This is a genomic window from Bacteroides ilei (assembly GCF_900128495.1).
GTDB lineage: Bacteria > Bacteroidota > Bacteroidia > Bacteroidales > Bacteroidaceae > Phocaeicola > Phocaeicola ilei.
In genome coordinates, this window is the sequence record NZ_LT635801.1 from 2,584,256 (window position 1) to 2,608,736 (window position 24,481).

A 24,481-nucleotide genomic window follows, 5' to 3' on the forward strand; every position below is an offset into this window, starting at 1 on the left:
AATCCGGGGGATTATAATAATAGTCGTTCCAGTTCGTCGTAGTTTGCAGCCAGATAGGTCGCTCCGGCAGCGGTCAATTCTGCTGCGTCTCCATATCCATACAGGACACCGATGCAGTCCAATCCTACTTCTCTAGCTCCGATCATATCGAATTTCCGGTCGCCTATCATGACAATTTCATGTTTATCTGTTATGTTTAGTTCCTTGATAATGTGGCGGATGACATCAGCTTTTGTGTGGATAGTCCCTTCTTCGTCCCGGGCTCCTATGTAATCGAGATACGGGGCCAGTTTGAAGTGGCGGGTAACAATTTCTGCCATTCTGATTTTCTTGGATGTACAGAGAACCAGAATTTTTCCGGCGTCTTTCAAATGTTGCAGAAATTTGAATACACCTTCATAGGGTTCTGCTTCATAAGCTCCCAGTCGGGCATAACGTTCACTGTATATTCTTGTCGCTTCGTGTGCCTGTTCGGCTGTAAAATGATAGAAGTCTTTGAAAGAATCTTCCAGTGGAGGACCGACAAACGGGCGGAGTTTTTCCAGGTCTTCTATATTGATGCCGAAATGCCGGAGTGCATGTTGTGCACATCTTTGGATGCCTTCACCCGATTTCAATAAAGTTCCGTCCAGGTCAAAGAACAAGTATCTGTAATTTTTAACGGCCATGATGAATTCTATATCGGATTAAGAAAGAAAGAGGGGGCTGAATTTCAGTCCCCTCCATTTTTGTTATATCGAGCAATGAATTGATTACTTGATGTTCGGGTTCAATTTGTTCCATTCAGAAATAGCAGGAAGAACGCCCATAGAGATTACTTCATCACGCAATTCACACAAGTGAGCATAGCTCTTGTCCAGAGCAGCCTGTTCTTCCGGAGTACCCTTCAATTCAGCGCAGTGGCAACCGTCAGCTGTAATTGAAGTTTCCCAAGCCATCATGATGTGGTCATACTTATCGTTTGAGATATAAGTACCAGCCGGCCAGCGGAATGCTTTGCCACCCATAGCGGCACCGATCATTTCGATAGAAACGTATGCCGGGCTCTGGAATGAAGAACGGCCACGCAGGTTGATGATGTTTGCACCACCTTTTGTTACTTTCTGCTGGATTTCAGCCCATTGTTCTTTAGTCAAAGCGTCAGTACCGATTATGTCGATCAACGGTTTGCCGTTTACTTTTGCTGTTGAAGCAAATACAGCCATCTGTTCGCCGTGACCACCGTAAGTACGGCAGTTTTCAACAGCATCCATAGATACTCCGAAGTGCTTAGCCAATTCGCTGCGCAGACGAGTTGAATCCAAAGCTGCCAAAGTAGTAACCTGGCTTGGTTTCAAACCAGAATACAGCAATGTAATCAAACCGGTAATATCGGCCGGGTTGAAGATGACAACGATGTGTTTAACATCCGGACAATACTGTTTTACATTCTTACCGAATTCTTCAGCGATAGCAGCATTGCCTTTCAACAGGTCTTCACGGGTCATACCTGCTTTACGGGCAGCACCACCTGAGTTAACGATATATTTTGCACCAGTCAGCGCTTCTTTGACATCAGAAGTGTAAGTTACGTTTACACCTTCGAAACCGCAGTGGTATAATTCTTCAGCTACACCTTCCAAACCTGGAGCATATGGATCGTACAAGCAGATGTTAGGAGTCAGTCCCATCATGATAGCAGTCTGGGCCATGTTAGAACCGATCATACCGGCAGCACCAACAATAGTAAGTTTTTCGTCAGTTACAAATTTCATAATTCTTAGTGTTTAAGTTATGTTATATAGATTGTTTCCGTTTCGTTTTTGCACTGCAAATATAGGAAAGTTCTTTGGGTAAACGAATCATTATTTTATGAAAAAAATGGGGTTTGTATTAATTACGGAAAAATTTCACTATTTTTAATTTTGATATTTCGTTTTTGTAAAGGGGAGTTGGCAAATTAGAATATACTTCTTCTCTTTTTAGGAGGATTTATGGGCTTGTTTATTATTCTCTTGGTATTCTGTAGGAGAAACTCCGTAATATTGCTTGAAACTTTTGCTGAAATAATGAGGGTCGCTGAATCCTGTTTTGTATGCTGTTTCGGCCACATTGAATTCTTTTTCCTTTAACAGCCTGGCGGCTTTTTTCATGCGTATATCCTTTATATATGTAATAGGGGATTTCCCGGTCAATGATTTCAGTTTTCTGAAGAAAATAGTCCGGCTGAAGTTAAAGTATTCCACCAAAGTATCGACTGACAGGTCCGGATTGCTGATTTCCCGTTCCATGATGGCAGTAAGTTTTTCCAGAAATTCAATGTCTTTTGAAGATAAGGAAGTCGTTATTTCTTCTTTCGGGACAGATGGATCCGTTTTATTGGCAGTAGGTGAAAGGTAGTATTCCTGCAGCCTTTTTCTTTGTGCCAACAGATTGCTTACACATGCCTGTAAATGAGAGACATTGAAGGGTTTTTCTATATATGCGTCCGAGCCTGTTTCTAGTCCTTTCAGTCTGCTTTCAATATCAGCTTTGGCAGTCAACAGGATGGTCGGGATATGGCACACCGTTATATCCTGCCGTAATTCTTGCAGCATCTGGATTCCATCTTTGTAAGGCATCATGATATCAGATATAATAATGTCTGGAATATATTTTCTGGCCTGTTCCAGTCCTTCGCCTCCGTTGCAGGCTTCTATAATCTGGAAATCGGAAGAGAACAGTTCCTTTATAAATTCACGCAATTCGTCATTGTCTTCAACTATCAGCATGATATCGTTACTTTTATCCGGATTGATGGTTTTACATTCTTCATTTTCATCCCTTATTATCGGATAGCGGATGTCGTGGGCCGTTGAGTCATTCAGGATAAATTCTGTCTCTTTATTGAAATGGTTTTTCCCTTTGGGGATGCTGAAGGTAAAGCAACTTCCTTTTCCTGTTTCACTTTCTACTCCGATTGTACCTTTATGCAGTTCTACCAGTTCCTTTGCGAGTGAAAGTCCGATACCTATACTCGGATTGGCCATGAAATCCTGGTAAGTATTACTTTCAAATCTTTCGAATATTTTCTTTTGGGATTTTCTGCTGATTCCTATGCCTTCATCTTTAATGCCGATTATGAAAGCAGATTCCGTCTCTTCGATGCTGATGTATATGTTTTTGTCGTCAGGGGTATATTTGAATGCGTTGGAAAGCAGATTATAGATTATCCTTTCAATCTTGTCAACATCACACCATACATAGGCCTGGTTTATGGAGTGTTCGAAATGAAGGGCTATATTACGTTTTTCAGCCAGTGCATAGAAATCTTGTAAGATCCGGTCTATTAATGGCAACAGATCGGTTTCCTGTACGTAAAGTTTCATCTTGTTGTTCTGTACTTTATTGAAATCCAGGATTTGGCTTACCAGATTGAGCATACGGTCGCAATTATGCTTGATTGTCTTTAATTCCCTTTTTGTTTCATCTTGTACGGAATCTTTCTGTAAAATGGATTCCAACGGACCGATAATCAATGTTAACGGAGTCCTTAGCTCGTGAGAAATGTCGGTGAAAAGCTTTACTTTAAATTGGGATATAAGTTCTTCTTTCAGGGCTTTGTCTTTCAACTTGTAGAAAATCGTATATATTCTCAAGATCAGGATTAATATGAGGATTCCTGTCAGTACATAAAGGATTCTGGCATAAGGGGTTTCCCAGAAAGATGGCAGTACTTCAATGTCCAGAGTCCGTTCATTGTCAACCCATACGCCTTCACTGTTCGTCGATTTGATTCTGAATACATACTTGCCATGTGGCAGGTTGGTATAGATGGCTTCCCTTCTGTCATTGACAATCCGGTATTCCTTGTCGAATCCTTCCAACATATAGGCATATTGGATATCTTCCGTGTTGGACATGTCGAGGGCCGAATATTTGATGGATACGATATGGGCTGTATGTGGAATCTTTACAATCCGGGTTTCATTTATTGCTTTGTTTAATATCCGGGTGCTGTCATTAGGGGTCACTTCTTTATTATCGATATTTAATGAAGACAGGAAAATCGGTGGTATGAATGTATTCTTGAAAACTTCATCAGGGTTGAAGTAGAAGATGCCTCGGTTGGTACCTAATTGGATCTGTCGGTTGTCGAATGTTCCTACACCTTCGCTGAATTGAATGTTGAATGCTTGCAGGTCATTGTCATAGTGCTCGAAGCTTTTATCCTTGAGATTAAACTTGATCAATCCTTTTTCGGTTGCCAGCCATAGGTTTCCGGCATGGTCGTCCTGAATTGTATAGATGATGTCGGCTACAAGGCCGCTATTCTGGGAATAGGAACGGAAAACGGCTTTATCCGACTTGAATTCAACCAGTTCATCCAATCCTCCTCCGAATGTCGCCGCGAATATCCTGCCGGATGGCAGACATTTGATCATATGTACGTCGTTATTGCTCAGACTGGTATTGTCTTTAGATACCCTATACTGTTCAAGGAACTCTATATCTTCCACTTTGGAAAAGTCGGCATCGAAAACAAGGACTCCTGCAGTTGTAGATATCCATATTCTGTCATATATATCTTCGGTAATATGGCGTGTTTTGTAATATCGTCTGATTGGGTAGTTCTTTAGCCGGTTGTTGTGGTTGATGAACCTGATTTTTCCCGTTGAAGTATCTACCAAGTTGATTCCGTTTCCATATGTCGCAATCCATATCCTTCCTTTTTTGTCCTGATATACAAAATAGATATCGTTACTGCTCAGGCTGTAAGGATTGGCTGGACTGTGACGGAATTGGCTGATCTTGAATGTATTTCTGCCTTGTGGAACGAGACGGTAGATTCCATTCCCTTTTGTTGAAATCCAATAGCTCCCGGAGTTGTCCTGGAAGATATTGTAGACTTTTCCTATTTGTGTATCGGCGCTTTCATGGGAGACAATTTTGCCGGATAAGGACAAGCGTCCCGACACTTTTTTGTCTTTATCCAGTATGATCAGTTCCATATTGCGTGTCCCTACCCAGGTCCGTTGTTCCTTATCTACGAAAATGGCTCTTACCTCATTCTGGGATGAATTGGGATCTTGTGTGTCCAGTGTGGACAGATGGAAGAAATTATGTTGGAACGTAATCTTGTTCAGTCCTTTAGACTGGGTACTCATCCATAAGTTCCCTTGTCTGTCGGTCGTGATGCAGAAACAGCGGTCATTACACCTCCATGGAACGGCATCCTGTGTTATGTTAAACGGCACGAGCCGGTTGTTCTCTCTATCATAATAGGAAAGTCCTCCTCCTTTAGGGTGTACCCAAAGTATCTGGTTCTTGTCTTCAAAGATAATCATGCCGGTTTCCGTGGTCAGAGGTTGTCCGTATTCATCGTGTTTCAGAAAATAGGTGAATTTATGTGTCGAAGGGTTGTATACACTTGCCCCGAAAACCTGGTGGCTCAGCCATATCATGCCTTTAGAGTCAATGTAAACCGATTCGATGTGGTTATCGGCCAGTTCCGGGTTCGACTTCTTTGAAACGTGTGTAATCTGATCATCCTTTCCGATGAAGAAGCCGTCACTGTCTGTTATATAAAGCAAGGAACCTGTATTTGATTTAAGGATTTCCGTAATGTTAGCGTGGGTTTCTAGTTGTTTGTAACGGTACTGCTTTCTGTTCTTGTCGTAAATGTATATCTTGCCGTTTGTTGTTCCCAGTATGATTTGTCCGTCAGTTTCGGCGGCCGAATGGAAATTGTCGCCTTTGATAATTGTCTGTAATGTCTTGTGTCCGGGTTTGATCAGATATACTCCGTTGTCGGTCAATATCCATTCTTTTTTTTGCTGGTCCAGGAATACATTGTTGACGCTCTTGAAGGGGTGAATGGCAGGTTGGGCGAAGTGACTGAATTTGAGTTTTCTTTTTTTCAGACAGTTCTGGACGCGGACAGCTTTCCCGTTTTGCGGGACGAACCATACGATGCCGTTGGAAAAGATTCTGATTTGGTCGGCCGATGTTATATTGTCTACACGGACCTGGAGGAATGTTTCATACCAGGGATCGAACCGGTAAATTGAATTGTCGTAGCAGTAGACCCACAGGAACCCCAGACTGTCTTCTTTGACAGAAAGTATCCTGTTATTATTGAAGAGGACTTTGTTGCCGGCTTGCGATTTGTAATTGTAGAAGTTATATCCGTCAAATCTGCTCAGTCCGTTCCAGGAAGCGAACCACAATATGCCGTTGTGATCCTGGAGAATGTCATTTACCAGACCATGTCCGAGACCGTCATGGATTGTATAACCTTTTACCGCATATTGAGGTAATGTGGTAGCTGCAGTGTAAATGCTTGCCAATAAGGATATGAGTAATACAAGGAAGATGTGTTTCATGGTATTGATAAAATGTGTCAGGGCAAAAATAAAGAATAAATTGAAAGAAGTACCGTTTTTATTATTCAGATTTATGCTGTTCAGCAGGTTTTGCCGGATTTTCCATTTATTGTGTTAGAAATTCCACTTGGCAAGTCATTTTTTTATTTTCATTTACGAGTGAATTTTAATCTTTACTATACATGAAAAACAAAAACAAGTATCGTCAGTTATGTTCTAGGCTGAACCGGGCTGAAGGACATTTATCAAAGAATACGCTTCTGGCGTATGGATTATGCTTAGGTTTATCAACGGTCTCCGGTTATGTTTGGGCTGGCCCTGAAACCGGTATGTATGGTCATGTTGCTGGCAATATAGCCCAACAGGACATACACATTTCTGGTAAGGTAATCGATGACAAGGGTGAATCATTGATCGGTGTGTCCTTATTGGTAAAAGGCACTACGATTGGTACGATAACGGATTTCGACGGTAATTTTTCTCTCGATGTACCGTCTGATGCCGTTCTGGTGGTATCTTATGTCGGATATAAGACACAGGAGATTACGGTGGGAACCCAGAAGAATCTGTCGATCACCCTTTCGGCAGATAACCAGTTGCTGGATGAGGTGGTGGTAGTCGGTTACGGTGTCGTAAAAAAATCAGACCTTACAGGTGCTGTCGGTAGTGTGAAATCCGATATTATCGCTTCTAAAGGTTCTACATCCGTTATGGAAAGTCTGCAGGGACAGGTAGCAGGTGTTAATATCTCCCAGTCGTCCAGTCGTGCCGGTGATGGATTTAAAATTCAGATCCGAGGTAAAAGTTCGTTGAATGAAGCCGAGCCGTTATATGTAATTGACGGTGTTGTCTGTGATAATATGGATTTCCTGAATCCGATGGATATAGAAAAGGTTGATGTTTTGAAGGATGCATCTTCCACCGCCATTTATGGATCACGTGCAACGAATGGTGTTGTAATGATAACGACTAAAAAAGGTACGGCCGATGAATCACGGGCAACTGTCAGTTATGACGGCTATTATGGTGTGAAGACTACGGCCAACATGCCTGATTTCATGGATGGTGACAGCTTTATGAATTGGAGATTCTGGAGATATTTGGAGTCTTCGATGGACGCAAGTACAGGGCTGACTACCTGGAACATGACGGATGCCAATTATGAGAATTTCTGGGGAGGAGGAAGTCCGGTTGTCAAGAATATGTATCAAACCAAGAATTATACAGATTGGACCGATCTGGTGACCCGTACCGGATCACAGCAGAACCATTTTGTGAACATTACAGGTAACTCCAAGAACATGAGCTACCGTGTCGGGTTAGGATATCAACAGGAAGACGGTGTTTTATACGACGGATATGAACGATGGAACCTGAAGGGAGCGTTAGATCATAAGATTTCAGATAAATTGTCAGTTGGCTTTTCTACCAATATGGCCACTTCCTTGAAAGAGAGTGGAAGTAACTACTCTGTATTGGCCGGTTTCCGTATGACACCTACCATGCCAGCCTATTATTGGGAAGGGGAAAATGCCGGACAACTTATCGAACAGCCGGGTAAGGATGCTGCAATATATCCTAACGGAGGAGGTCCGACTTCAAATGTGAATCCGTTGGTCGACCGTGAAAACTCGAAAGATGATACGCGTGCGTATGATGTCATGGCGAATCTCTATCTGCAATACAGTCCGTTGAAGGAACTCATATTTAAGACTACTTTTTCTCCCATGTATTCGAAGACCCAGCGGGGAACGTTCTATAACGGACATACTCAGTCACGTTACGGAAAATCGAACATGGCAGAAAAATATAATGATGAAGTTTTCTCATATACATGGGATACACAGGCCAATTATCTGAAAACTTTTGGTGACCATAATATCAATGTGCTGGCTTTGTTCAGTGTTTATGACCAGCGGAAGGAAGGTGATTACATGGGGGTTGTAGATATGCCGTTCGATGTTGACTGGCATAATCTGGGTTCCGGTACAGTCCAGAGTCAGTCCAGTTATTATGAACGTGTGACAATGCTTTCTTATGTAGCCCGTATCAATTATACATATAAGGGAAAATATCTGGCTACTGTTTCTTCCCGTTGGGACGGAAGTTCCAAGTTCCAGAAAGGTAACCGTTGGGGTATGTTCCCGTCGGCTGCGTTGGCATGGCGTATTTCCGAAGAAGGTTTTATGGATTCTACCCGTAATTGGTTAAGTAACTTGAAACTGCGTGCCAGTTTTGGTGTTACGGGAAATAATGCCGGAGTCGGTCCGTATGATACGCAGGCATTGGCCAACATCAAGTATTATTATAATTTCGGAGGATCGGTAGCCAATGGATTTGGATATACTATGATTACTCCGGATCTGACATGGGAAAAAACGGTTGAATTCAATTTGGGATTGGATTTTGGATTCTTGGATAACCGGATCAATGGTACTGTTGATGTATATAACAAGAATTCCAGAGATTTGCTGATGGAAATGCAGACTCCGTATGAATTGGGCTCCTATACCGGATCTATTATCAGTAATGTCGGTAAAGTGAATAATAAAGGTATTGAGATCCAATTGAATACGGTGAATGTACAGACAAAGGACTGGAATTGGGAAACATCGTTCTCATTTGCCCGTAATATCAATACCATCAAGGAATTGAATGGCGGTACGGAGGACCTGGTAGGTAACAAATGGTTTATAGGTCATCCGATCGATGTTGTCTATGGATATAAATATACAGGAATTTGTACCCGGGAAGAGGCGCAGGCTATAGCCAATGACCCGAATATGAAGACAAAATTCTATGAAGGTGAAATGAAGGTATACGATAAGGATGGAAATGGGGAGATAAATGCTGATGATAAGATGATTCTCGGTCATTGTGCTCCTACATGGACCGGAAGTTTTGTTTCCAATCTCGCATATAAGAACTGGGATTTCAGTGTGAACGTATATGTCAGTCAGGGAGGAACCGTATATTCTCCTTTTATGGGTGAATTTACCGATTATTCCCAACGTGGAATGAACCGTATCAAGATGGATTTTTATGTTCCTGAAGGGGCGCCGGTCTTGGCAGAAGACGGATCCGTTACAACCCAGCAATCGACACATTACGGTGAATATCCGTTCCCGACCAATGGTACAAACGGTAAGGGTGGAGGAACGTTCTGGATGACAGGCGGTAATGAAGATCGTGCACAGAATTTCGTTGACAATTCGTATGTGAAGGTGAAGAACATTACATTGGGATATACTTTCCCCAGACATTGGTTGGAAAAATTGCATATATCCAATCTGCGTATTTATGCAAACGTGTTGAATCCGTTGACTTTTACAAAGTATAAAGGTTTTGATCCGGAATGGGCTGACGCAGAAGTGGGTGACGGAACCGGTGGTGTAAGTTCTAGAAGCTGGCAATTTGGTATAAACTTAAAATTCTGATATCATTATGAAAAAGATATTTATCTATACGTTGATCGCATCCTTTGCGTTTTCTTCATGCTCTGATTTTCTGGAGCAGGATAACAGGTCGAATGTTCCTTCTTCTGATTTCTACAATACGGAGAACGGCTTTACGAGCTTGATGAACAGTACCTATTCTTCAATGCGTGAATTGTATAATGTACAGCCTTATATGTTTGTTGCCGGTACGGATATTTACGCCGACGGTAAGAGTCAGGGAGTTGTTATGGGGCAATATACCTATACTACGGACGACAGTAACATAGAAGCTTTTTATGTCAGTTGCTATAAAGGGATACAGCTCGCAAACAGTGTCATAGCTTATGGTGAAACGACTGAGGAGTCATCTTCCCGTCTGCAATATATCGATGAAGCGCGCTATATCCGTGCATGGTATTATTTTCAGTTGGTGCAGCAGTTTGGTGGAGTTGTGTTGAATACTAAAATGTTTGATTCGGCCGAGATGAGCCACGCCCGTGCTTCTTTGAAGGATGTATATAAGTTTATTATTGATGAATTTGTCTATTTGGCTTCTGATCAGTCTCATCTGCTGGACCGTTCATCTTCCGGAGTGGGAAGAGTCAATAAGAGGGCGGCGGCCTTTTATGCTGCCAAGGCGTATCTGACTCGAGGATGGCTTGATGGCACAGGATATGAAGTTCAGGAAGAGAATATTGCAGAAGCGTCTGATTTTGACAATGCAATCACTTATGCATTGGATGCGATTGACGGTGAGTTTCCGACTTTGTCAATTGAAGAAGCTTTCGATGTGAATAATGAGGATAATGCGGAATTGTTCTGGAGTGTACAGTTCAGCAGCTCTTCCGTTGAAGACCCGGTGAAGGACGGTTCTTATCAACAGGCACAGTTCGGAGCATATCAGGGTGGAGCAGAGAAGCCTAGAAATAAGGCTATTGACGGAAACTTTGCTCCGGCATTACGTTTGCAGCAAATGTATACCCGGGGTGACGGGCGTCTGGAACAGACTTTTATGTTGGAGTTTCATGAAGCTTATTTCGACTATTATACGAATCCTACCTCCAAAATCCTGTACTATTATGCACCGGCTTGGGCTACAGATGCTGATATTGAAGCATGGAGGGCCGATGATCCGAATGGAATCAAGGCTGAGACGGTTGTCAGCAAGACAATAGCCGAAGGAGGTATCGCTCCGTCCAATGGACAGCCAGCAACGTATAAAGACCGGCGTTCACAGGATTTCGGAAATGCCTGCATCAAGAAATTTGATGATTATACGGAAACTTCCATTTCAAACAGAAGTACACAGTGTAGTATGCATGATGTTGTATTGGCACGTTTGGGAGAAGCTTATCTGATAGCAGCAGAGGCATATTATAAAAAGAATGAGTTGGAAAAGGCTGCTGAAATGATCAATGATTTGCGGAAACGTCCGGGAACGGTAAAAGCTGGATTTGAAAGTGATATGTCTGTGAAGGGTAGTGACATTACGATTGATTTCATTTTGGATGAACGTGCCCGTGAGCTGGCCGGAGAATATGTACGCTGGACAGACTTGAAACGTACTCATAAATTGGTTGAATATGTAACTCAATATAATGAAGACGGTGTATCGGAGGCCGCAATGACAGGTCCTGACGGCAAGTATAAGATTTTGCGTCCTATTCCTCAGGCTGCCATAGATCTGAATAAGGCACAGGTGGAACAGAATCCGGGATATTGATAAATTATTTTATATTGAAGGACCATATGCGGGAAGCTTGTCTGCATATGGTTCTTTTAACTGAATTATATATAGAATGAAACGTACATTAGCTTTATTTATTATAAGCGGACTGGCCGGTGCTCTGATGGCACAGGATGTTGGGATGAGGCAGGCAGATGTCCTTCCCGTATGGGGAGACCAGGGGAACGGCACTTATGTGAATCCGATCCTGAATGCCGACTATTCCGATCCGGACGTAATTCGTGTAGGGGACAAATATTATATGGTCGCCTCCGATTTCCATTTCCTGGGAATGCAGGTGCTTGAATCGGATGACATGGTCAACTGGCGTCTGCTTTCACAGGTGTATTCCCGGTTCGATTATCCTGGATGGGATAGCAACCAGCGTTATGCCGGAGGCTCATGGGCACCTTCCATTCGTTTCCACGACGGTAAGTTCTGGATCTTCTTCTGTACTCCGCATGAGGGACTTTTCATGACGAATGCTACGGATCCTGCCGGACCATGGACTCCGCTGGTGAATGTCTGCAATGTTCCTAAATGGGAAGATCCTTGTCCGTTTTGGGATGAGGACGGACAGGCTTACCTGGGCCGGAGCATACATGGAGCGGGTCCTATCATTATCCATAAGATGAGTGCCGACGGTACCAAGCTATTGGATGAAGGCCGTACGGTCTATACCGGACCGGTTGCCGAAGGTACCAAGATTCATAAGTGGAACGGATATTATTACCTGAGTATTCCCGAGGGAGGGGTACAGGGGGGATGGCAGACTATTCTCCGTTCGAAGAATATATACGGTCCTTATGAAAAGAAGGTGGTTTTGGAACAGGGGAGCACTTCAATCAACGGTCCTCACCAGGGAGCCATTGTCGATACTCCCCAAGGAGAGTGGTTTTTCTACCATTTCCAGCAATATGATCCGTTGGGCCGTGTGGTACATCTCCAGCCGATGCACTGGAAAGACGGTTGGCCCGTAATCGGAGTGGATATGGATATGAATGGTATAGGGGAGCCTGTACGTGTATGGACCAAACCGAAGACCGGAAAGGTACAGCCACCGTCTGTACCGCAGACGGATGACGCTTTCTCTTCTCCGGAATTGTCTTTGCAGTGGCAGTTCAACCATAATCCGGCAGATGGGGCATGGTCGCTTACCGAAAAGAAAGGGACACTTACCTTGCATGCTTTGCAGGCCGATGATTTTTTGTCGGCACGTAATACCCTTACACAGAAAACGATGGGTTATCTTGGTGAAGCTACGGTCAAGATGCTGGCCGGAGGTTTAGCCGAAGGACAGCGTTGTGGCTTGGCATGTATCGGGAAACGGAATGTACTTGTCGGACTGATGAAACGGCAGGGTAAGGTTTCCTTGTATCTGGAAAAGAACGGGGAGGTTGTACAGACATTGCCGTTCAGTGGCAGAACGGTCTATTTCCGGATGACTGCGGATGCGGCAGCCAACCGTTATGCGCTGGCCTATAGTGCCGACGGTAAGTCATTCCGGCAGATGGGCGACAGCTTTACCATGCAGTTCGGGAACTGGAAAGGAGTACGTGTAGGCCTTTATTGTTATAATACCGAGAAATCGGAAGGGACGGTTGGTTTTGATGATTTCGTTTATCGGCATGACGGTCCTCAATCGGAGTAATTACATTTAAAAAACTGAATTTATGAAACAGATAAAATGGGGTGTGATATTCTTAATGGTAGGTGGCTTGTTGTCGGCATGCGCTGTGAAGGATACTTCTTCGGAAACGGAACTTACTCCCCAACAGCAGATTATCAACAGCATTGCACTTACTTCTTTCCCCGACCGGACTGTCGTGGTGGACGTTCCGGCTGATACCCTCCGGTCACTGAAGGTGCTGCAGAATGCTGTCGATTCATGTTCGTTGGCGGGAGGAGGTACGGTCAAGGTCAATCCGGGAAAATATTTCCTGAATGGGACCTTGCACCTGAAAAGTGACGTGAATCTCCGTCTGGAGGAAGGTGCCTGTCTGCAGTTCAGCGGAAAGGCTTCCGATTTTCTGCCCGTAGTCCATACCCGTTGGGAGGGGACCGAACTGTATGGCCATTCACCGATGATTTACGCTTATCATGCCAGTAATATCGCCATTACAGGAAAAGGGATCATTGATGCACAAGGCGGTAAGGAATTTGCCGCATGGAGCCGGATTGAGGCCTATGACCGCGACCGCCTGCGTGAGATGGGCGACAAGCTGGTGCCTGTCCATGAACGTGTTTTCGGTGAGGGGACCGTACTGCGCCCCTCATGTATCCAGCCGTTCGGCTGTTCACGTGTGCTGATAGAGGGTATCACGGTCAAGGATTCACCATTCTGGACTATTCATCCGGTCTATTGTGACAATGTGATTGTGCGTGGGGTGACAATCGACAGTCATTTTCCAAATAATGACGGTTGTGATCCGGAATCCACTTCGAACGTACTGATCGAGAATTGTACGTTCCGTACCGGTGACGATGCTGTAGCCATCAAATCCGGGCGTGATACCGACGGGCGCTTCATAGGACGTCCGTCCAGAAACATTGTAATCAGGAACTGTGTTTTCCATTCGGAGTGTAACGGGCTCTGTATCGGTAGTGAAATGTCGGGGGGAACATCGGATGTCTATATGGATAACATTGAAATCGGGACGGTCAAGAACGCCATCTATTTCAAGTCGAATCGCGACCGGGGAGGTTATATACGCAATGTGGTGGTCGACAGTATCCGGATTGAACGGGCCAAAGGTGCCATTCTCCGTTTTGAAACCAACTATTTCGGATTCCGTGGAGGTAATTACCAGGCTTTGTATGAAAATTTCCGTATCAGCAATGTGCAGGCAGGTAAGGCCGACAATTATGCTGTGTTCATGGATGGTAATGACGAGCATCGTATCAGTAGCATACAGATCGACAATTTCCATGTAAAGGAGGCCAAGTTTCCTTATTACCTTATGAATACAGAGAATGTCCGTTTTACCGGTTGTACGGTCAACGGAAAAGAGATTCCGGAGCAGCCGGAAGAGGCGGGGGAAAAGGTTACATTGGATGTTTATTGACTTGATCCGGGTATGAGACTTGATGTTTTTATCTTATCACTTGGGTGATGATAACTTATCACTTCAGTGAAAGGATATTATCACATGGGTGATAAGTTCTTTTCACTGGAGTGATAAAATAACTGTTTTTGGCATGGATGACCGATGGATCCGATACTGCCGTATGCGGAAACAGATTTATCAGGGCATTGTCTTGCAGATGTCTTGATTTTAGCTAATTTTGCAGCAAACAGAATTTTATGTATAGACAGCCGTTACATCATACAGACAGAATGGTCCGCTTCCGCCGTTGGAGCCGGAAGAAATATGCTGTGCTCTGCAGTCTGCATTGTCATGTGACTATAGGTAGCGTGACAATGGGAATTGCTGACAGAGCTCTGAGCAAGACCGGGTGTCGGGTTGGCTGTAGCAACGGTTATGCCGGACATATAGCGTGTGATGATGATATGGGGGGATACAGTCCCGATGATGAGGCTGTCCGCGATTCTGTAGCAGATTCGTTATGGAGGAATGTGGTGGCAGAATATGTTTCTGTTTTCCAGGTTCGTGCCTTACGGTCTTGTGTGCCGGGAAATGCAGGTACCGGCTGTTGTCTTTTGATCGTTTGTTTTTTGTGGGCGGTTACCGCCATATTATATAGGTGGCGGACAAGTGTCAATCTTCAGGAAGGAAAGGTTTTCACTTGTCCGTCACCTTGTTTTATATAGGTCGGATACCTCCTTATTAAATAATTTTATGATATGCTTAAGAATCTGGAATTGAAAATAGAAAAAGGAGATTCGGTTACGCCGGAAGAAGCCTTGTGGTTACTCGAAGAGGCTCCTTATGAGGAGTTGTGTGAATCTTCTCACCGTATTACGTGCAAATTCGCTTCCATGCAGTTCGATATGTGCAGCATTATCAATGCCAAGTCGGGAAAATGTCCTGAAAACTGCAAATGGTGTGCACAGTCGGCCCATCATGCGACGGGTGTGGAAAGTTATGGACTGGTCGATGAAAAGGAATGTCTGCGCCATGCTAAAGCCAATGAGGAACAGGGTGTGGCCCGTTTTTCATTGGTTACGAGTGGACGTCGTCCGCTTTCTTCCGAAATGCCGGGGCTGTGCCGTAATTTCGCCTATCTGAAAGAACATAGCAGAATCAGGTTATGCGCTTCTCTGGGATTGGCTACCGAAGAACAGTTGAGGGCTCTGCATGAGGCAGGAGTGAGTCGTTACCATTGTAATCTGGAGACGGCTCCGTCCTTTTTCTCCGAACTTTGTACCACTCATACGCAGGAATCGAAGATAGAGACACTGAAGGCAGCCCGTAAGGTGGGGATGGATGTTTGCAGTGGCGGTATCATCGGTATGGGCGAATCGAAGAAACAACGTGTAGAATTCGCCTTTACGCTACGTGGTCTGGAAGTGCAGTCCATTCCTATCAATCTGCTGCAGCCCATAAAAGGTACGCCGTTGCAGGACATGCCTCCGTTGTCTGAAGAAGATATTATCCGTACCATAGCCATGTTCCGCTTTGTCAATCCTACGGCTTATCTCCGTTTTGCCGGCGGACGTTCACAGCTGAGTGACGCTGCGGTACGTAAATCATTGTATGTCGGGATCAATTCGGCCATCGTAGGCGATCTGCTTACTACATTGGGGTCGAAGGTATCCGAGGATGTAGAACGTATAAAGGAGGCAGGTTATGAATTATGATTTGATTGTCGACAAATTCGACAGGGAGCATTTATGGCATCCCTATACGTCTACCGTCGATCCGTTGCCTACCTATAAGGTGAAGAGTGCGGAAGGATGTATCATTACGTTGGAAGACGGTACCCGCCTGATAGACGGGATGTCTTCCTGGTGGTGTGCCGTGCATGGGTATAACCACCCTTGTCTGAACAAGGCGGTAGAAGAACAGCTTCATAGGATGTCGCATGTGATGTTCGGGGGACTGACGCATGAACCGGCTATTGCGCTGGGTAAACTGTTGCTAGGCCTGGTTCCTCCGTCCATGAATCATATCTTTTATGCCGACAGCGGTTCGGTGGCCGTGGAAGTGGCCTTGAAGATGGCCGTTCAGTACCAGTTTGCGTCGGGACACCCTGAAAAGAATAATTTTGTGACTATCCGTTCGGGCTATCATGGTGATACATGGAACGCCATGTCGGTATGCGATCCGGTGACAGGCATGCACAGTCTGTTCGGTCCGGCGTTACCGGTCAGGTATTTTGCACCGTCCCCCCAGTGCAGGTTCGGTGCAGAGTGGGATGAGTGCGATATACAGCCTCTGGAGGAGATTATCGTACAGCACCACCGGGAACTGGCCGGTCTGATTCTGGAGCCGATAGTACAGGGAGCGGGAGGAATGCGCTTCTATCATCCGCAATACTTACGTGAGGCTGCCCGTTTGTGCCGGCAGTACGGCCTGCTGCTGGTCTTTGACGAGATTGCTACAGGGTTCGGGCGTACCGGAAAGCTGTTCGCGTGGGAGCATGCCGGAGTAGAGCCGGATATCATGTGTATAGGTAAGGCACTGACCGGGGGATATATGACATTTTCGGCTGTGCTGGCCAACAAGGAGGTGGCCGGCTGTATTTCTTCCCATTATCCGAACGCTTTCATGCATGGACCTACATTCATGGGAAATCCTCTGGCTTGTGCCGTAGCCAAAGCATCGGTCGAACTGTTGCTTTCTTCCGGCTGGCAGGAAAAGGTACGGAGTATTGAATCCCAACTGAAAAAGGAACTGGCTCCGGCTGCATCCTTGCCTCAGGTGGCCGATGTCCGTGTGTTGGGAGCTATCGGGGTGATAGAGATGAAAAAGCCGGTAGATATGGCGTGGATGCAGCGTAGGTTTGTGGAGGAAGGCATCTGGGTGCGTCCTTTCGGTAAACTGGTCTATATCATGCCTCCGTTCATAATCCGTCCTGATGAACTTTCCAGGCTGACAGCTGCATTGGTCAAGATTGTGAAGGAGACGGAATAGGTAATGTGGATGATGCAATAAGAAAGACAAATGGATACAACAGACAGTTATTATCAGGAAATTTTGGATGGGTTGCAGCAGGAAGGTAACCTGCGTAGCCTGCCGGAAGCGGAACACTGTGAAAAATGGATATGTCGGGATGGGGAAAGGTTGCTGAATCTTTCTTCCAATGATTATCTGGGGCTGGCTGCCGACAGGCAACTCCGGGATTCATTCATGGCGGGACTGGATGAAGAAGAATTCCTTTTCTCATCTTCTTCATCACGGTTACTTACCGGAAACTTTTCGGTCTACACTGAACTGGAGAAACTGATGGCGGAGACATTCGGTACGGAAAGCACACTGGTTTTCAGCAGTGGTTATCACATGAATACCGGAATACTTCCGGCTGTAACTGACTCACATACGTTGATTCTGGCCGACAAGCTCGTACATGCCAGCATAATCGACGGGATACGTCTGTCGGCAGCCCGGTGTATACGTTATCGTCATCAGGACTACCGTCAGCTTGAGACATTACTTTCAAAAAATCATGCGGATTATGAGCGGATCATCATTGTGACGGAAAGTGTTTTCAGCATGGATGGCGACGTCGCCCCGTTACCTTTGCTGGTGGAGATGAAGAAGCGTTACCCCCATGTCATGCTCTATGTGGATGAGGCACACGGAATCGGTGTCCGCGGCAAGCATGGTCTGGGCGTGGCGGAAGAGCAGGGATGTATACAGGATATAGATTTCCTTTGCGGTACATTTGGAAAGGCCATGGCTTCGGTAGGTGCATATGTGGCGTGCCGTAAGGTGTTGCGTGAATTTCTGGTAAACCGTATGCGTACACTGATCTTTACTACGGCCTTGCCTCCGGTCAATGTGGCGTGGACGAAGTTTGTGTTCGGTCATCTGGACGGATTGCAGGAAAAGCGGGAGCATCTGGCTGCCATTTCCGCTAGGTTGCGGGATGCTGTCCGTGCCAAAGGATATGATTGCCCATCGGAGAGTCATATTGTTCCGCTGACTGTAGGAGAAAGCGGAAAGGCTGTGTTGAAGGCCTGTGAATTCCAACGCAAAGGATTTTATGTGTTGCCAGTCCGTCCGCCTACAGTACCCGAAGGGACTTCAAGATTGCGCTTTTCTTTGACTGCTGCGGTTACAGATGAAGACATGGACCGCCTGTTGGAGATTCTGGACTGACTTGTTACAATTAAATATAATGAGAAATGAAACAGTTGTTTTTGAAGAAAGAAGGAAATCCCCGGCTGTTGCTCTTTTTTTCGGGATGGGGTGCGGACGATCATCTTTTTGACCGGCCGGTAGCAGAAGGGTATGATTATATGCTTTGTTTTGATTACCGTAATCTGGATTTTGACTTTACATTGCTGGACGGTTATCGGGAAATCCGGCTATTGGCCTGGTCAATGGGAGTGTGGGCTGCCGGACGTGTCCTGGCGGGGCATGATGAATACAGCTTCAGCCTGAAGTTGGCTGTAAACGGAACCCCGTACCCGATACACGATACGAAAGGTATTCCGGTAGCTATATTCAAGGGAACGTTGGATCAATTTTCTCCGGCTACCCTGGTCCGTTTCAGACGGAGAATCTGCGGTACCACCGAGCAGGTAAAGGAATTCCTTTCGCATCATCCTTATCGTCCGGAGGAGGAATTGGGTGAAGAACTGGCGTGTCTGTGGCAGACTGCGGCAAAGGAATATGCAGATTCCTTGAAATGGGACAAGGCCATTGTCGGTATGCGTGACAAGATATATCCTCCGGTCAACCAATACAGGGCGTGGGGGGATACTCCGGTCTGTGAAGTGGATTGTGACCATTATGACGCCGGATTGTTTGACGGCTTGATCGGAGGAAGGGAGGAAATATGGACAAAGCCCTGATTCGCCGCCGTTTCTCGAAGGCTGTCGGCAGCTATACCCGGCAGGCGGATGTGCAGCGGAAGATAGCCGTACGTCTTTCGGGACTGGTAGACCGCTATGTACCTGTATCCAGCCGGAAGAAAGTGCTGGAGGTAGGGTGCGGAACCGGTTTGTTTACCCGTCATTTCTTACTGGAGTCACATCCCGAACAGTTGCTTCTGAACGATATATGTTCTGAAATGAAGTCGTGCTTTACCGATATTCTGGGTAAGAATATCCGTTTTGAGGCCGGTGATGCCGAATCCCTTGCTTTTCCTGGAGGGCAGGATCTGATTGTTTCCTGTTCTGCCATCCAGTGGTTTGAATATCCCGAACGTTTTCTGAACGGATGCCGTAGTTTGTTGAATAAGGATGGATTCCTGGCAATCAGTACCTTCGGGCCGGAAAACGTGAGAGAAATAACCTCATTGACAGATTCTGCATTACTTTACCGGAGCCTGCAGGAGCTCCGTTCCGGGCTGGAAAAAGAATATCAGGTAGTATATGCGAAAGAGGAACTTGTCGACATGTCTTTTTCATCTCCCATGGAGGTGTTGAGACATCTGAAAGAGACCGGAGTGACTGGAATACGGGATTTCCGTTGGACCAAGAGGACATTGTCCGATTTCTGCCGGAGGTATGAAGAACGTTACACGAAACCGGATGGGAATGTCTCGCTTACATACCATCCTATTTATATAATATGTAGAAAATGAAGGAGGAATTCAGAATGAAAGATAATGTATATTTTGTAAGTGGTATCGATACGAATATCGGTAAAAGTTATGCAACCGGATATCTGGCCAAGACCTGGAATGCAAAGGGAATACGTACCATTACCGAGAAGTTTATCCAGACAGGAAATACGGACATTTCGGAAGACATCGAACTTCACCGTCGGCTGATGGGTACCGGACTGCTGCCCGAAGACAGGGAAGGACTGACCATGCCTGAGATTTTCAGTTATCCCTGTTCTCCTCATCTGGCTGCGGAGATAGACTGTCGTCCGATTGATTTCAAAAAGATAGAAAAGGCAACGGAAGAACTCAGCAGGCGTTACGATGCGGTCTTGCTGGAAGGTGCAGGAGGCCTGATGGTACCTTTGACCCGTGAAATGTTGACAATAGATTACATTGCCATGAAGAAATATCCGCTAATATTTGTAACTTCGGGGCGTTTAGGGAGCATCAACCATACGTTGTTGAGCCTGGAAGCCGTCAGCAAACGGGGAATCAGGCTACATACGGTGGCCTATAACCTGTTTCCGGAAGAGGATGATGACATTATCCGCCGTGATACAGAAGACTATATCCGGAACCTGCTGGAACGGGAATATCCCGAAACGGAATTTGTTATTATACCGAAAATCGGTGGATAGGAGATAAATATGAGATTAAAGACTGGCTACTACCATTTGTTGGCTATACTGATTGTTGTAGTATGGGGAACAACCTACGTGGCAACTAAAGAGCTGATCCGTCACGGACTGACTCCGCAAGACATCTTTCTGTATCGTTTTACCATTGCTTATATTGGAATATGGCTTATTTCTCCACGCAGGTTGTTCACTGCCGGTCTGGTAGATGAACTATGGATGGCGGCTGCCGGATTTTTCGGAGGGTCGCTCTATTTTTATACCGAGAATACGGCTTTGGGAATCACACAGGCTTCGAATGTGGCTTTCCTACTCTGTACGGCTCCGCTTTTTACCACTTTTCTGTCCTTGGCCTTTTATCGGGAAGACAAGGTTACCAAAGGACTGATATATGGTTCGGTGCTGGCATTGGTGGGGGTTGCTATGGTCGTGTTCGACGGGAATACGAGCTTGAAGGTTTCTCCGGCGGGAGATCTGCTGACTTTGCTGGCGGCTTTCTCATGGGCCGTTTACAGCCTGATTATCCGTAGGATGACAGGCCGGTATCCTATTGTGTTCATCACCCGCAAGGTGTTTTTTTACGGGTTGGTCACTATTCTGCCGTTATACCTGATGCAGCCTCCTCACGATGCGATGGGTGAGTTGTTGTCCGACGCGAAGGTTTGGGGAAGCCTGCTTTTTCTTGCTGTTGTGGCTTCCTTGGGATGTTTTGTGTTGTGGAATGTAGTGCTGAAGAAATTAGGGACGGTACGTGCGTCTAACTATATCTATTTCAGTCCGCTTGTTACGTTGGCGGCTTCATCCGTTATCCTTCAGGAACGGATGAGTCTTCTTGCCATGACCGGTGCGGCATGTATCATGCTAGGCGTATATCTGGCTGAAAAATTTGGGACCGACAAAGCTCCGGGAGTTGGCGGAAGGTCGGGAAAGGAGTAAGCATCCGGGATTGATGGCCTGATGGCATATTCTTATGAATTGTAGAAGAGATTAATCTTTTTGGTCTTGATGTCTTCGATGTCGATTTCTGTCTTGTAAAGGTCAAAAAGGTTCAATGTCTTGAATGTATGGTCTACCAGGTCTTTTTTCACTTGTATGGTGATACCGCTACCCAGTGCGATCTTGAAAGAGTCTGTACCGGTGATATGTTTCAGGATTGCGGTACTTAATGTCTCGTTCTGGACTCTGCCTGCCAGGAGCACTGCATTTCCGAAGTTCTCGTCTTTGATTGTGATATTGATGGTATGAGCCTTCAATGCAGTTTCTAGTTCTTGGATATTATGGATGGTTGTCATGGATATGATGATTTTTTGATAAAGCGGGGCAAAGGTAGCTAAAAAGATTTTCTTTTCTACAAAGTTTTTTAGGGTTATTGTGCTGTCTGTTCATAACTTTTTTTTACAACATACTGTAACGTTTGTGGATAGATTTTGTACTTGCATGCATTGTTTCAGTATGTAGGTCGGTTTTTATGTGTTATGTAACATGTATTACTGTTTTTTTGAATGTAAAGTTATGATTTATATAAAAATAGTATAAATTTGTTTAGAGATATAAGTTGTTATAACCTTAAATTGTGATAAAGATATGTTGAAATGTGCTAAATGCGGACAGGAAATGGTTGAAGGAACAACCGTTTGTCCTTCGTGTGGAACGCCTGTCAGTGGAGGTGTCCTGAAACAGTTGCCTCAGATAGGATTCGGCGAAGCCATCAAATTATGTTTCAGTAAATACGCTACCTTTTCAGGAAGAGCGCGCCGTTCGGAATATTGGTATTTTGTCTTGTTCAACTTCATTATCGGACTTGTTCTTGGTATGATTCCGTTTTTAGGATGGGTACTCGGCATCATCTACAGTTTGGCTACTGTTGTGCCCAGTTTGGCTGTCGGAGCACGCCGTTTGCACGACAGCGGCAAATCGGCTTTGCTGTTGTTGCTGCTCCTGATTCCGGTAATCGGTGGTATTATTATCTTGGTTCTGACGCTGATAGATTCCGATAAGGGTGACAATCAATACGGACCGTCTACCAAGTATGTGGTAGAATAGATCTGATTCAATGAAAAAAATCTGGATCCCTTTGCTTCGTACGGTGGTACGGAATAAAGGGATTCGCTTTTATGCAGGCGAAAAGCCGGATGGATGGAACTGCCTGTGAAAATTATTTTTCATTTCTAACCATATAAATATAAATGACTTATGGCTTTGATAAAATGTAGTGAATGTGGACACGAAATTTCGGATAAGGCGACAATATGTCCTCATTGCGGGGCTGTGAATCCAATGAATGTAGGCGCAGCTTCTAATGGCAATCCGATGCATCAGACTATTATTGTCCGTCAGGAATCTAAGAAGTCGAACGGTGCAGGAACAGCCGGTTTTGTATTGTCCATTCTTGGATTTGTCTTTTCGTGGGTCCCTTTTCTGGGGTGGATATTGTGGCTTCTGGGGCTGATCTTTTCGTTTGTCGGCGTATTGAAAGCTCCACGTGGTCTGGCTATTGCTGGATTGTGCATTACATTCATATCTTTGATTATACTGATTGTTTTTGTCGGTGCTTTGGCTGCCATATTTACTTTCAGTTATTGATGGATCGGTGCAAATCATTAAGCCGGCTTCAAGGGCTGATACCTTTGGAGAATATGTCCGAAGCATACGGAAAAGGGTTGAAAAAATATGGAGCGCAAGGTATAATAAGTGAATAAAGATGAAAGAATGAATCCGGTTATAGCTTTTTGTCGGAAAGCATTTTATCTTTGCAGCCGGATAAGCAGGACAGACTAGACTTATTGTGTCGTTAAGATATGAAACTATGAAAGGAAAATTGATTTTTATTACAGGTGCCACAAGTGGTATCGGTGAAGGTTGCGCACGGAAATTTGCAGCTATGGGAAGTGATCTGATATTGAACGGGCGGAATGTAGAGAAGCTGGAAAGTTTGAGACAGGAACTGACAGCCCAGGGAGTCGACGTACTGACTCTGCCGTTCGATGTGCGTGACCGGAAAACCATGCGCCAGGCAGTAGATTCCTTACAGGGAAAATGGAAAAGCATTGATGTATTGGTCAACAATGCCGGACTGGTCATCGGACTGGATAAAGAATATGAAGGCTCGCTGGAAGAATGGGACGTAGTGATCGATACCAATATCAAGGCTTTGCTGGCCATGACACGGATGATTGTGCCGGGTATGGTGGAACGCGGATGCGGACACATCATTAACATCGGTTCTGTAGCCGGAGATGCAGCGTATGCAGGCGGTAGTGTATATTGTGCGACGAAAGCAGCAGTGAAAGCCCTGTCCGACGGATTACGCATTGACTTGGTAGATACGCCGTTGCGGGTGACTAATGTAAAACCGGGCTTGGTAGAGACAAACTTTTCGGTGGTACGTTTCCGCGGTGATAAGGGAAAGGCAGATGCTGTGTATGAAGGCATTCGCCCGCTTACAGGCGATGACATTGCCGAGGTTGTGTATTATGCAGCTTCTGTTCCGCCACATATTCAGATTGCAGAAGTGCTGGTAATGCCTACCAATCAGGCTACAGGTACGATTTGTTATCGGAAAAAATAGTTTATTTAAAAATGTTGGTTCTTCCCTATTTTTGTGAAAAAAACAGAAAACTATCAGGTGCTGGTCTGATGTGTTGAACAATAGCACTT

The 24,481-nt window shown here is 45.1% G+C and carries 18 protein-coding genes and 1 pseudogene; 15 read left to right on the forward strand and 4 right to left on the reverse strand.

Annotated elements, in window-relative coordinates; genetic code table 11:
• Positions 1-11: 11 nt before the first annotated feature.
• The 3 genes from BQ7489_RS11110 to BQ7489_RS11120 all read right to left on the reverse strand — a co-directional run bounded on the left by BQ7489_RS11110 (position 12) and on the right by BQ7489_RS11120 (position 6,344).
• Positions 12-668, reverse strand: coding sequence for an HAD-IA family hydrolase (locus BQ7489_RS11110; protein ID WP_072531054.1), 657 nt, complete (start codon positions 666-668; stop codon positions 12-14).
• Positions 669-752: 84 nt separating this feature from the next.
• Complete coding sequence (locus BQ7489_RS11115; protein ID WP_072531055.1) at positions 753-1,754, reverse strand: malate dehydrogenase; 1,002 nt, start codon at positions 1,752-1,754, stop codon at positions 753-755.
• Between the two features lie 207 nt (positions 1,755-1,961).
• Positions 1,962-6,344 carry a hybrid sensor histidine kinase/response regulator gene (locus BQ7489_RS11120; protein ID WP_072531056.1) on the reverse strand — a complete coding sequence of 1,461 codons (4,383 nt, stop codon included), beginning with the start codon at positions 6,342-6,344 and terminating at the stop codon, positions 1,962-1,964.
• Positions 6,345-6,673: 329 nt separating this feature from the next.
• Between BQ7489_RS11120 and BQ7489_RS11125 the strand changes: the two genes are divergently transcribed.
• From BQ7489_RS11125 to BQ7489_RS11180, 12 genes and pseudogenes are all read left to right on the forward strand, one after another.
• Positions 6,674-9,781: a SusC/RagA family TonB-linked outer membrane protein gene (locus BQ7489_RS11125; RefSeq protein ID WP_072531057.1), complete on the forward strand. Its 3,108-nt coding sequence runs from the start codon at positions 6,674-6,676 to the stop codon at positions 9,779-9,781.
• Positions 9,782-9,788: 7 nt separating this feature from the next.
• Positions 9,789-11,504 (forward strand): RagB/SusD family nutrient uptake outer membrane protein, encoded by a 1,716-nt coding sequence (locus BQ7489_RS11130; RefSeq protein ID WP_072531058.1) that lies wholly within the window; start codon positions 9,789-9,791, stop codon positions 11,502-11,504.
• Positions 11,505-11,631: 127 nt separating this feature from the next.
• A pseudogene (locus BQ7489_RS11135) lies at positions 11,632-13,131 on the forward strand (glycoside hydrolase family 43 protein); the annotation flags it as partial.
• A 49-nt stretch (positions 13,132-13,180) separates the two neighbouring features.
• Entirely contained in the window at positions 13,181-14,572 is a 1,392-nt protein-coding gene (locus tag BQ7489_RS11140) for a glycoside hydrolase family 28 protein (RefSeq protein ID WP_072531059.1), read from the forward strand.
• Positions 14,573-14,811: 239 nt separating this feature from the next.
• Positions 14,812-15,279, forward strand: a complete 468-nt coding sequence (locus tag BQ7489_RS11145; RefSeq protein ID WP_072531060.1) for a hypothetical protein — start codon at positions 14,812-14,814, stop codon at positions 15,277-15,279.
• A 33-nt stretch (positions 15,280-15,312) separates the two neighbouring features.
• Positions 15,313-16,269 carry a biotin synthase BioB gene (gene bioB / locus BQ7489_RS11150; RefSeq protein ID WP_072531061.1) on the forward strand — a complete coding sequence of 319 codons (957 nt, stop codon included), beginning with the start codon at positions 15,313-15,315 and terminating at the stop codon, positions 16,267-16,269.
• Entirely contained in the window at positions 16,259-17,545 is a 1,287-nt protein-coding gene (bioA, locus tag BQ7489_RS11155; RefSeq protein ID WP_072531062.1) for an adenosylmethionine--8-amino-7-oxononanoate transaminase, read from the forward strand. Before bioB ends, bioA begins: the two co-directional genes overlap by 11 nt.
• Before the next feature lie 30 nt (positions 17,546-17,575).
• Positions 17,576-18,733, forward strand: a complete 1,158-nt coding sequence (locus BQ7489_RS11160; RefSeq protein WP_072531063.1) for an 8-amino-7-oxononanoate synthase — start codon at positions 17,576-17,578, stop codon at positions 18,731-18,733.
• Positions 18,734-18,759: 26 nt separating this feature from the next.
• The gene (locus tag BQ7489_RS11165; RefSeq protein WP_072531064.1) at positions 18,760-19,431 is read left to right on the forward strand and encodes a DUF452 family protein; all 672 of its coding nucleotides are present in this window, start codon (positions 18,760-18,762) and stop codon (positions 19,429-19,431) included.
• Positions 19,416-20,165 carry a malonyl-ACP O-methyltransferase BioC gene (bioC, locus tag BQ7489_RS11170; protein ID WP_072531065.1) on the forward strand — a complete coding sequence of 250 codons (750 nt, stop codon included), beginning with the start codon at positions 19,416-19,418 and terminating at the stop codon, positions 20,163-20,165. The genes BQ7489_RS11165 and bioC overlap by 16 nt, the downstream gene beginning before the upstream one ends.
• A gap of 14 nt (positions 20,166-20,179) precedes the next feature.
• Positions 20,180-20,827 carry a dethiobiotin synthase gene (bioD, locus tag BQ7489_RS11175; protein ID WP_072532148.1) on the forward strand — a complete coding sequence of 216 codons (648 nt, stop codon included), beginning with the start codon at positions 20,180-20,182 and terminating at the stop codon, positions 20,825-20,827.
• A gap of 9 nt (positions 20,828-20,836) precedes the next feature.
• On the forward strand, positions 20,837-21,760 hold the full coding sequence (locus BQ7489_RS11180) for a DMT family transporter (RefSeq protein WP_072531066.1): 924 nt from the start codon (positions 20,837-20,839) through the stop codon (positions 21,758-21,760).
• 32 nt (positions 21,761-21,792) lie between these two features.
• Here the strand turns inward: BQ7489_RS11180 and BQ7489_RS11185 are convergent, their stop codons facing one another.
• A complete protein-coding gene (locus tag BQ7489_RS11185; RefSeq protein ID WP_072531067.1) occupies positions 21,793-22,116 on the reverse strand; it encodes a hypothetical protein in 324 nt (107 codons plus the stop codon).
• Positions 22,117-22,408: 292 nt separating this feature from the next.
• On the opposite strand from BQ7489_RS11185, the gene BQ7489_RS11190 reads away from it, so the two are divergent.
• From BQ7489_RS11190 to BQ7489_RS11205, 3 genes are all read left to right on the forward strand, one after another.
• Positions 22,409-22,867 (forward strand): DUF805 domain-containing protein, encoded by a 459-nt coding sequence (locus BQ7489_RS11190; protein WP_239496947.1) that lies wholly within the window; start codon positions 22,409-22,411, stop codon positions 22,865-22,867.
• A gap of 150 nt (positions 22,868-23,017) precedes the next feature.
• The gene (locus BQ7489_RS11200; RefSeq protein WP_083580581.1) at positions 23,018-23,407 is read left to right on the forward strand and encodes a zinc ribbon domain-containing protein; all 390 of its coding nucleotides are present in this window, start codon (positions 23,018-23,020) and stop codon (positions 23,405-23,407) included.
• Between the two features lie 223 nt (positions 23,408-23,630).
• On the forward strand, positions 23,631-24,392 hold the full coding sequence (locus BQ7489_RS11205) for an SDR family NAD(P)-dependent oxidoreductase (RefSeq protein WP_072531068.1): 762 nt from the start codon (positions 23,631-23,633) through the stop codon (positions 24,390-24,392).
• Positions 24,393-24,481 lie beyond the last annotated feature (89 nt).

What these genes read in the sequence shown, in the direction of transcription:
- BQ7489_RS11110 (WP_072531054.1), bottom strand. Translation starts at nt 668, where the DNA reads ATGGCCGTTAAAAATTACAGATACTTGTTCTTTGACCTGGACGGAACT.
- BQ7489_RS11115 (WP_072531055.1), bottom strand. Translation starts at nt 1,754, where the DNA reads ATGAAATTTGTAACTGACGAAAAACTTACTATTGTTGGTGCTGCCGGT.
- BQ7489_RS11120 (WP_072531056.1), bottom strand. Translation starts at nt 6,344, where the DNA reads ATGAAACACATCTTCCTTGTATTACTCATATCCTTATTGGCAAGCATT.
- BQ7489_RS11125 (WP_072531057.1), top strand. Translation starts at nt 6,674, where the DNA reads ATGTATGGTCATGTTGCTGGCAATATAGCCCAACAGGACATACACATT.
- BQ7489_RS11130 (WP_072531058.1), top strand. Translation starts at nt 9,789, where the DNA reads ATGAAAAAGATATTTATCTATACGTTGATCGCATCCTTTGCGTTTTCT.
- BQ7489_RS11140 (WP_072531059.1), top strand. Translation starts at nt 13,181, where the DNA reads ATGAAACAGATAAAATGGGGTGTGATATTCTTAATGGTAGGTGGCTTG.
- BQ7489_RS11145 (WP_072531060.1), top strand. Translation starts at nt 14,812, where the DNA reads ATGTATAGACAGCCGTTACATCATACAGACAGAATGGTCCGCTTCCGC.
- bioB (WP_072531061.1), top strand. Translation starts at nt 15,313, where the DNA reads ATGCTTAAGAATCTGGAATTGAAAATAGAAAAAGGAGATTCGGTTACG.
- bioA (WP_072531062.1), top strand. Translation starts at nt 16,259, where the DNA reads ATGAATTATGATTTGATTGTCGACAAATTCGACAGGGAGCATTTATGG.
- BQ7489_RS11160 (WP_072531063.1), top strand. Translation starts at nt 17,576, where the DNA reads ATGGATACAACAGACAGTTATTATCAGGAAATTTTGGATGGGTTGCAG.
- BQ7489_RS11165 (WP_072531064.1), top strand. Translation starts at nt 18,760, where the DNA reads ATGAAACAGTTGTTTTTGAAGAAAGAAGGAAATCCCCGGCTGTTGCTC.
- bioC (WP_072531065.1), top strand. Translation starts at nt 19,416, where the DNA reads ATGGACAAAGCCCTGATTCGCCGCCGTTTCTCGAAGGCTGTCGGCAGC.
- bioD (WP_072532148.1), top strand. Translation starts at nt 20,180, where the DNA reads ATGAAAGATAATGTATATTTTGTAAGTGGTATCGATACGAATATCGGT.
- BQ7489_RS11180 (WP_072531066.1), top strand. Translation starts at nt 20,837, where the DNA reads ATGAGATTAAAGACTGGCTACTACCATTTGTTGGCTATACTGATTGTT.
- BQ7489_RS11185 (WP_072531067.1), bottom strand. Translation starts at nt 22,116, where the DNA reads ATGACAACCATCCATAATATCCAAGAACTAGAAACTGCATTGAAGGCT.
- BQ7489_RS11190 (WP_239496947.1), top strand. Translation starts at nt 22,409, where the DNA reads ATGTTGAAATGTGCTAAATGCGGACAGGAAATGGTTGAAGGAACAACC.
- BQ7489_RS11200 (WP_083580581.1), top strand. Translation starts at nt 23,018, where the DNA reads ATGGCTTTGATAAAATGTAGTGAATGTGGACACGAAATTTCGGATAAG.
- BQ7489_RS11205 (WP_072531068.1), top strand. Translation starts at nt 23,631, where the DNA reads ATGAAAGGAAAATTGATTTTTATTACAGGTGCCACAAGTGGTATCGGT.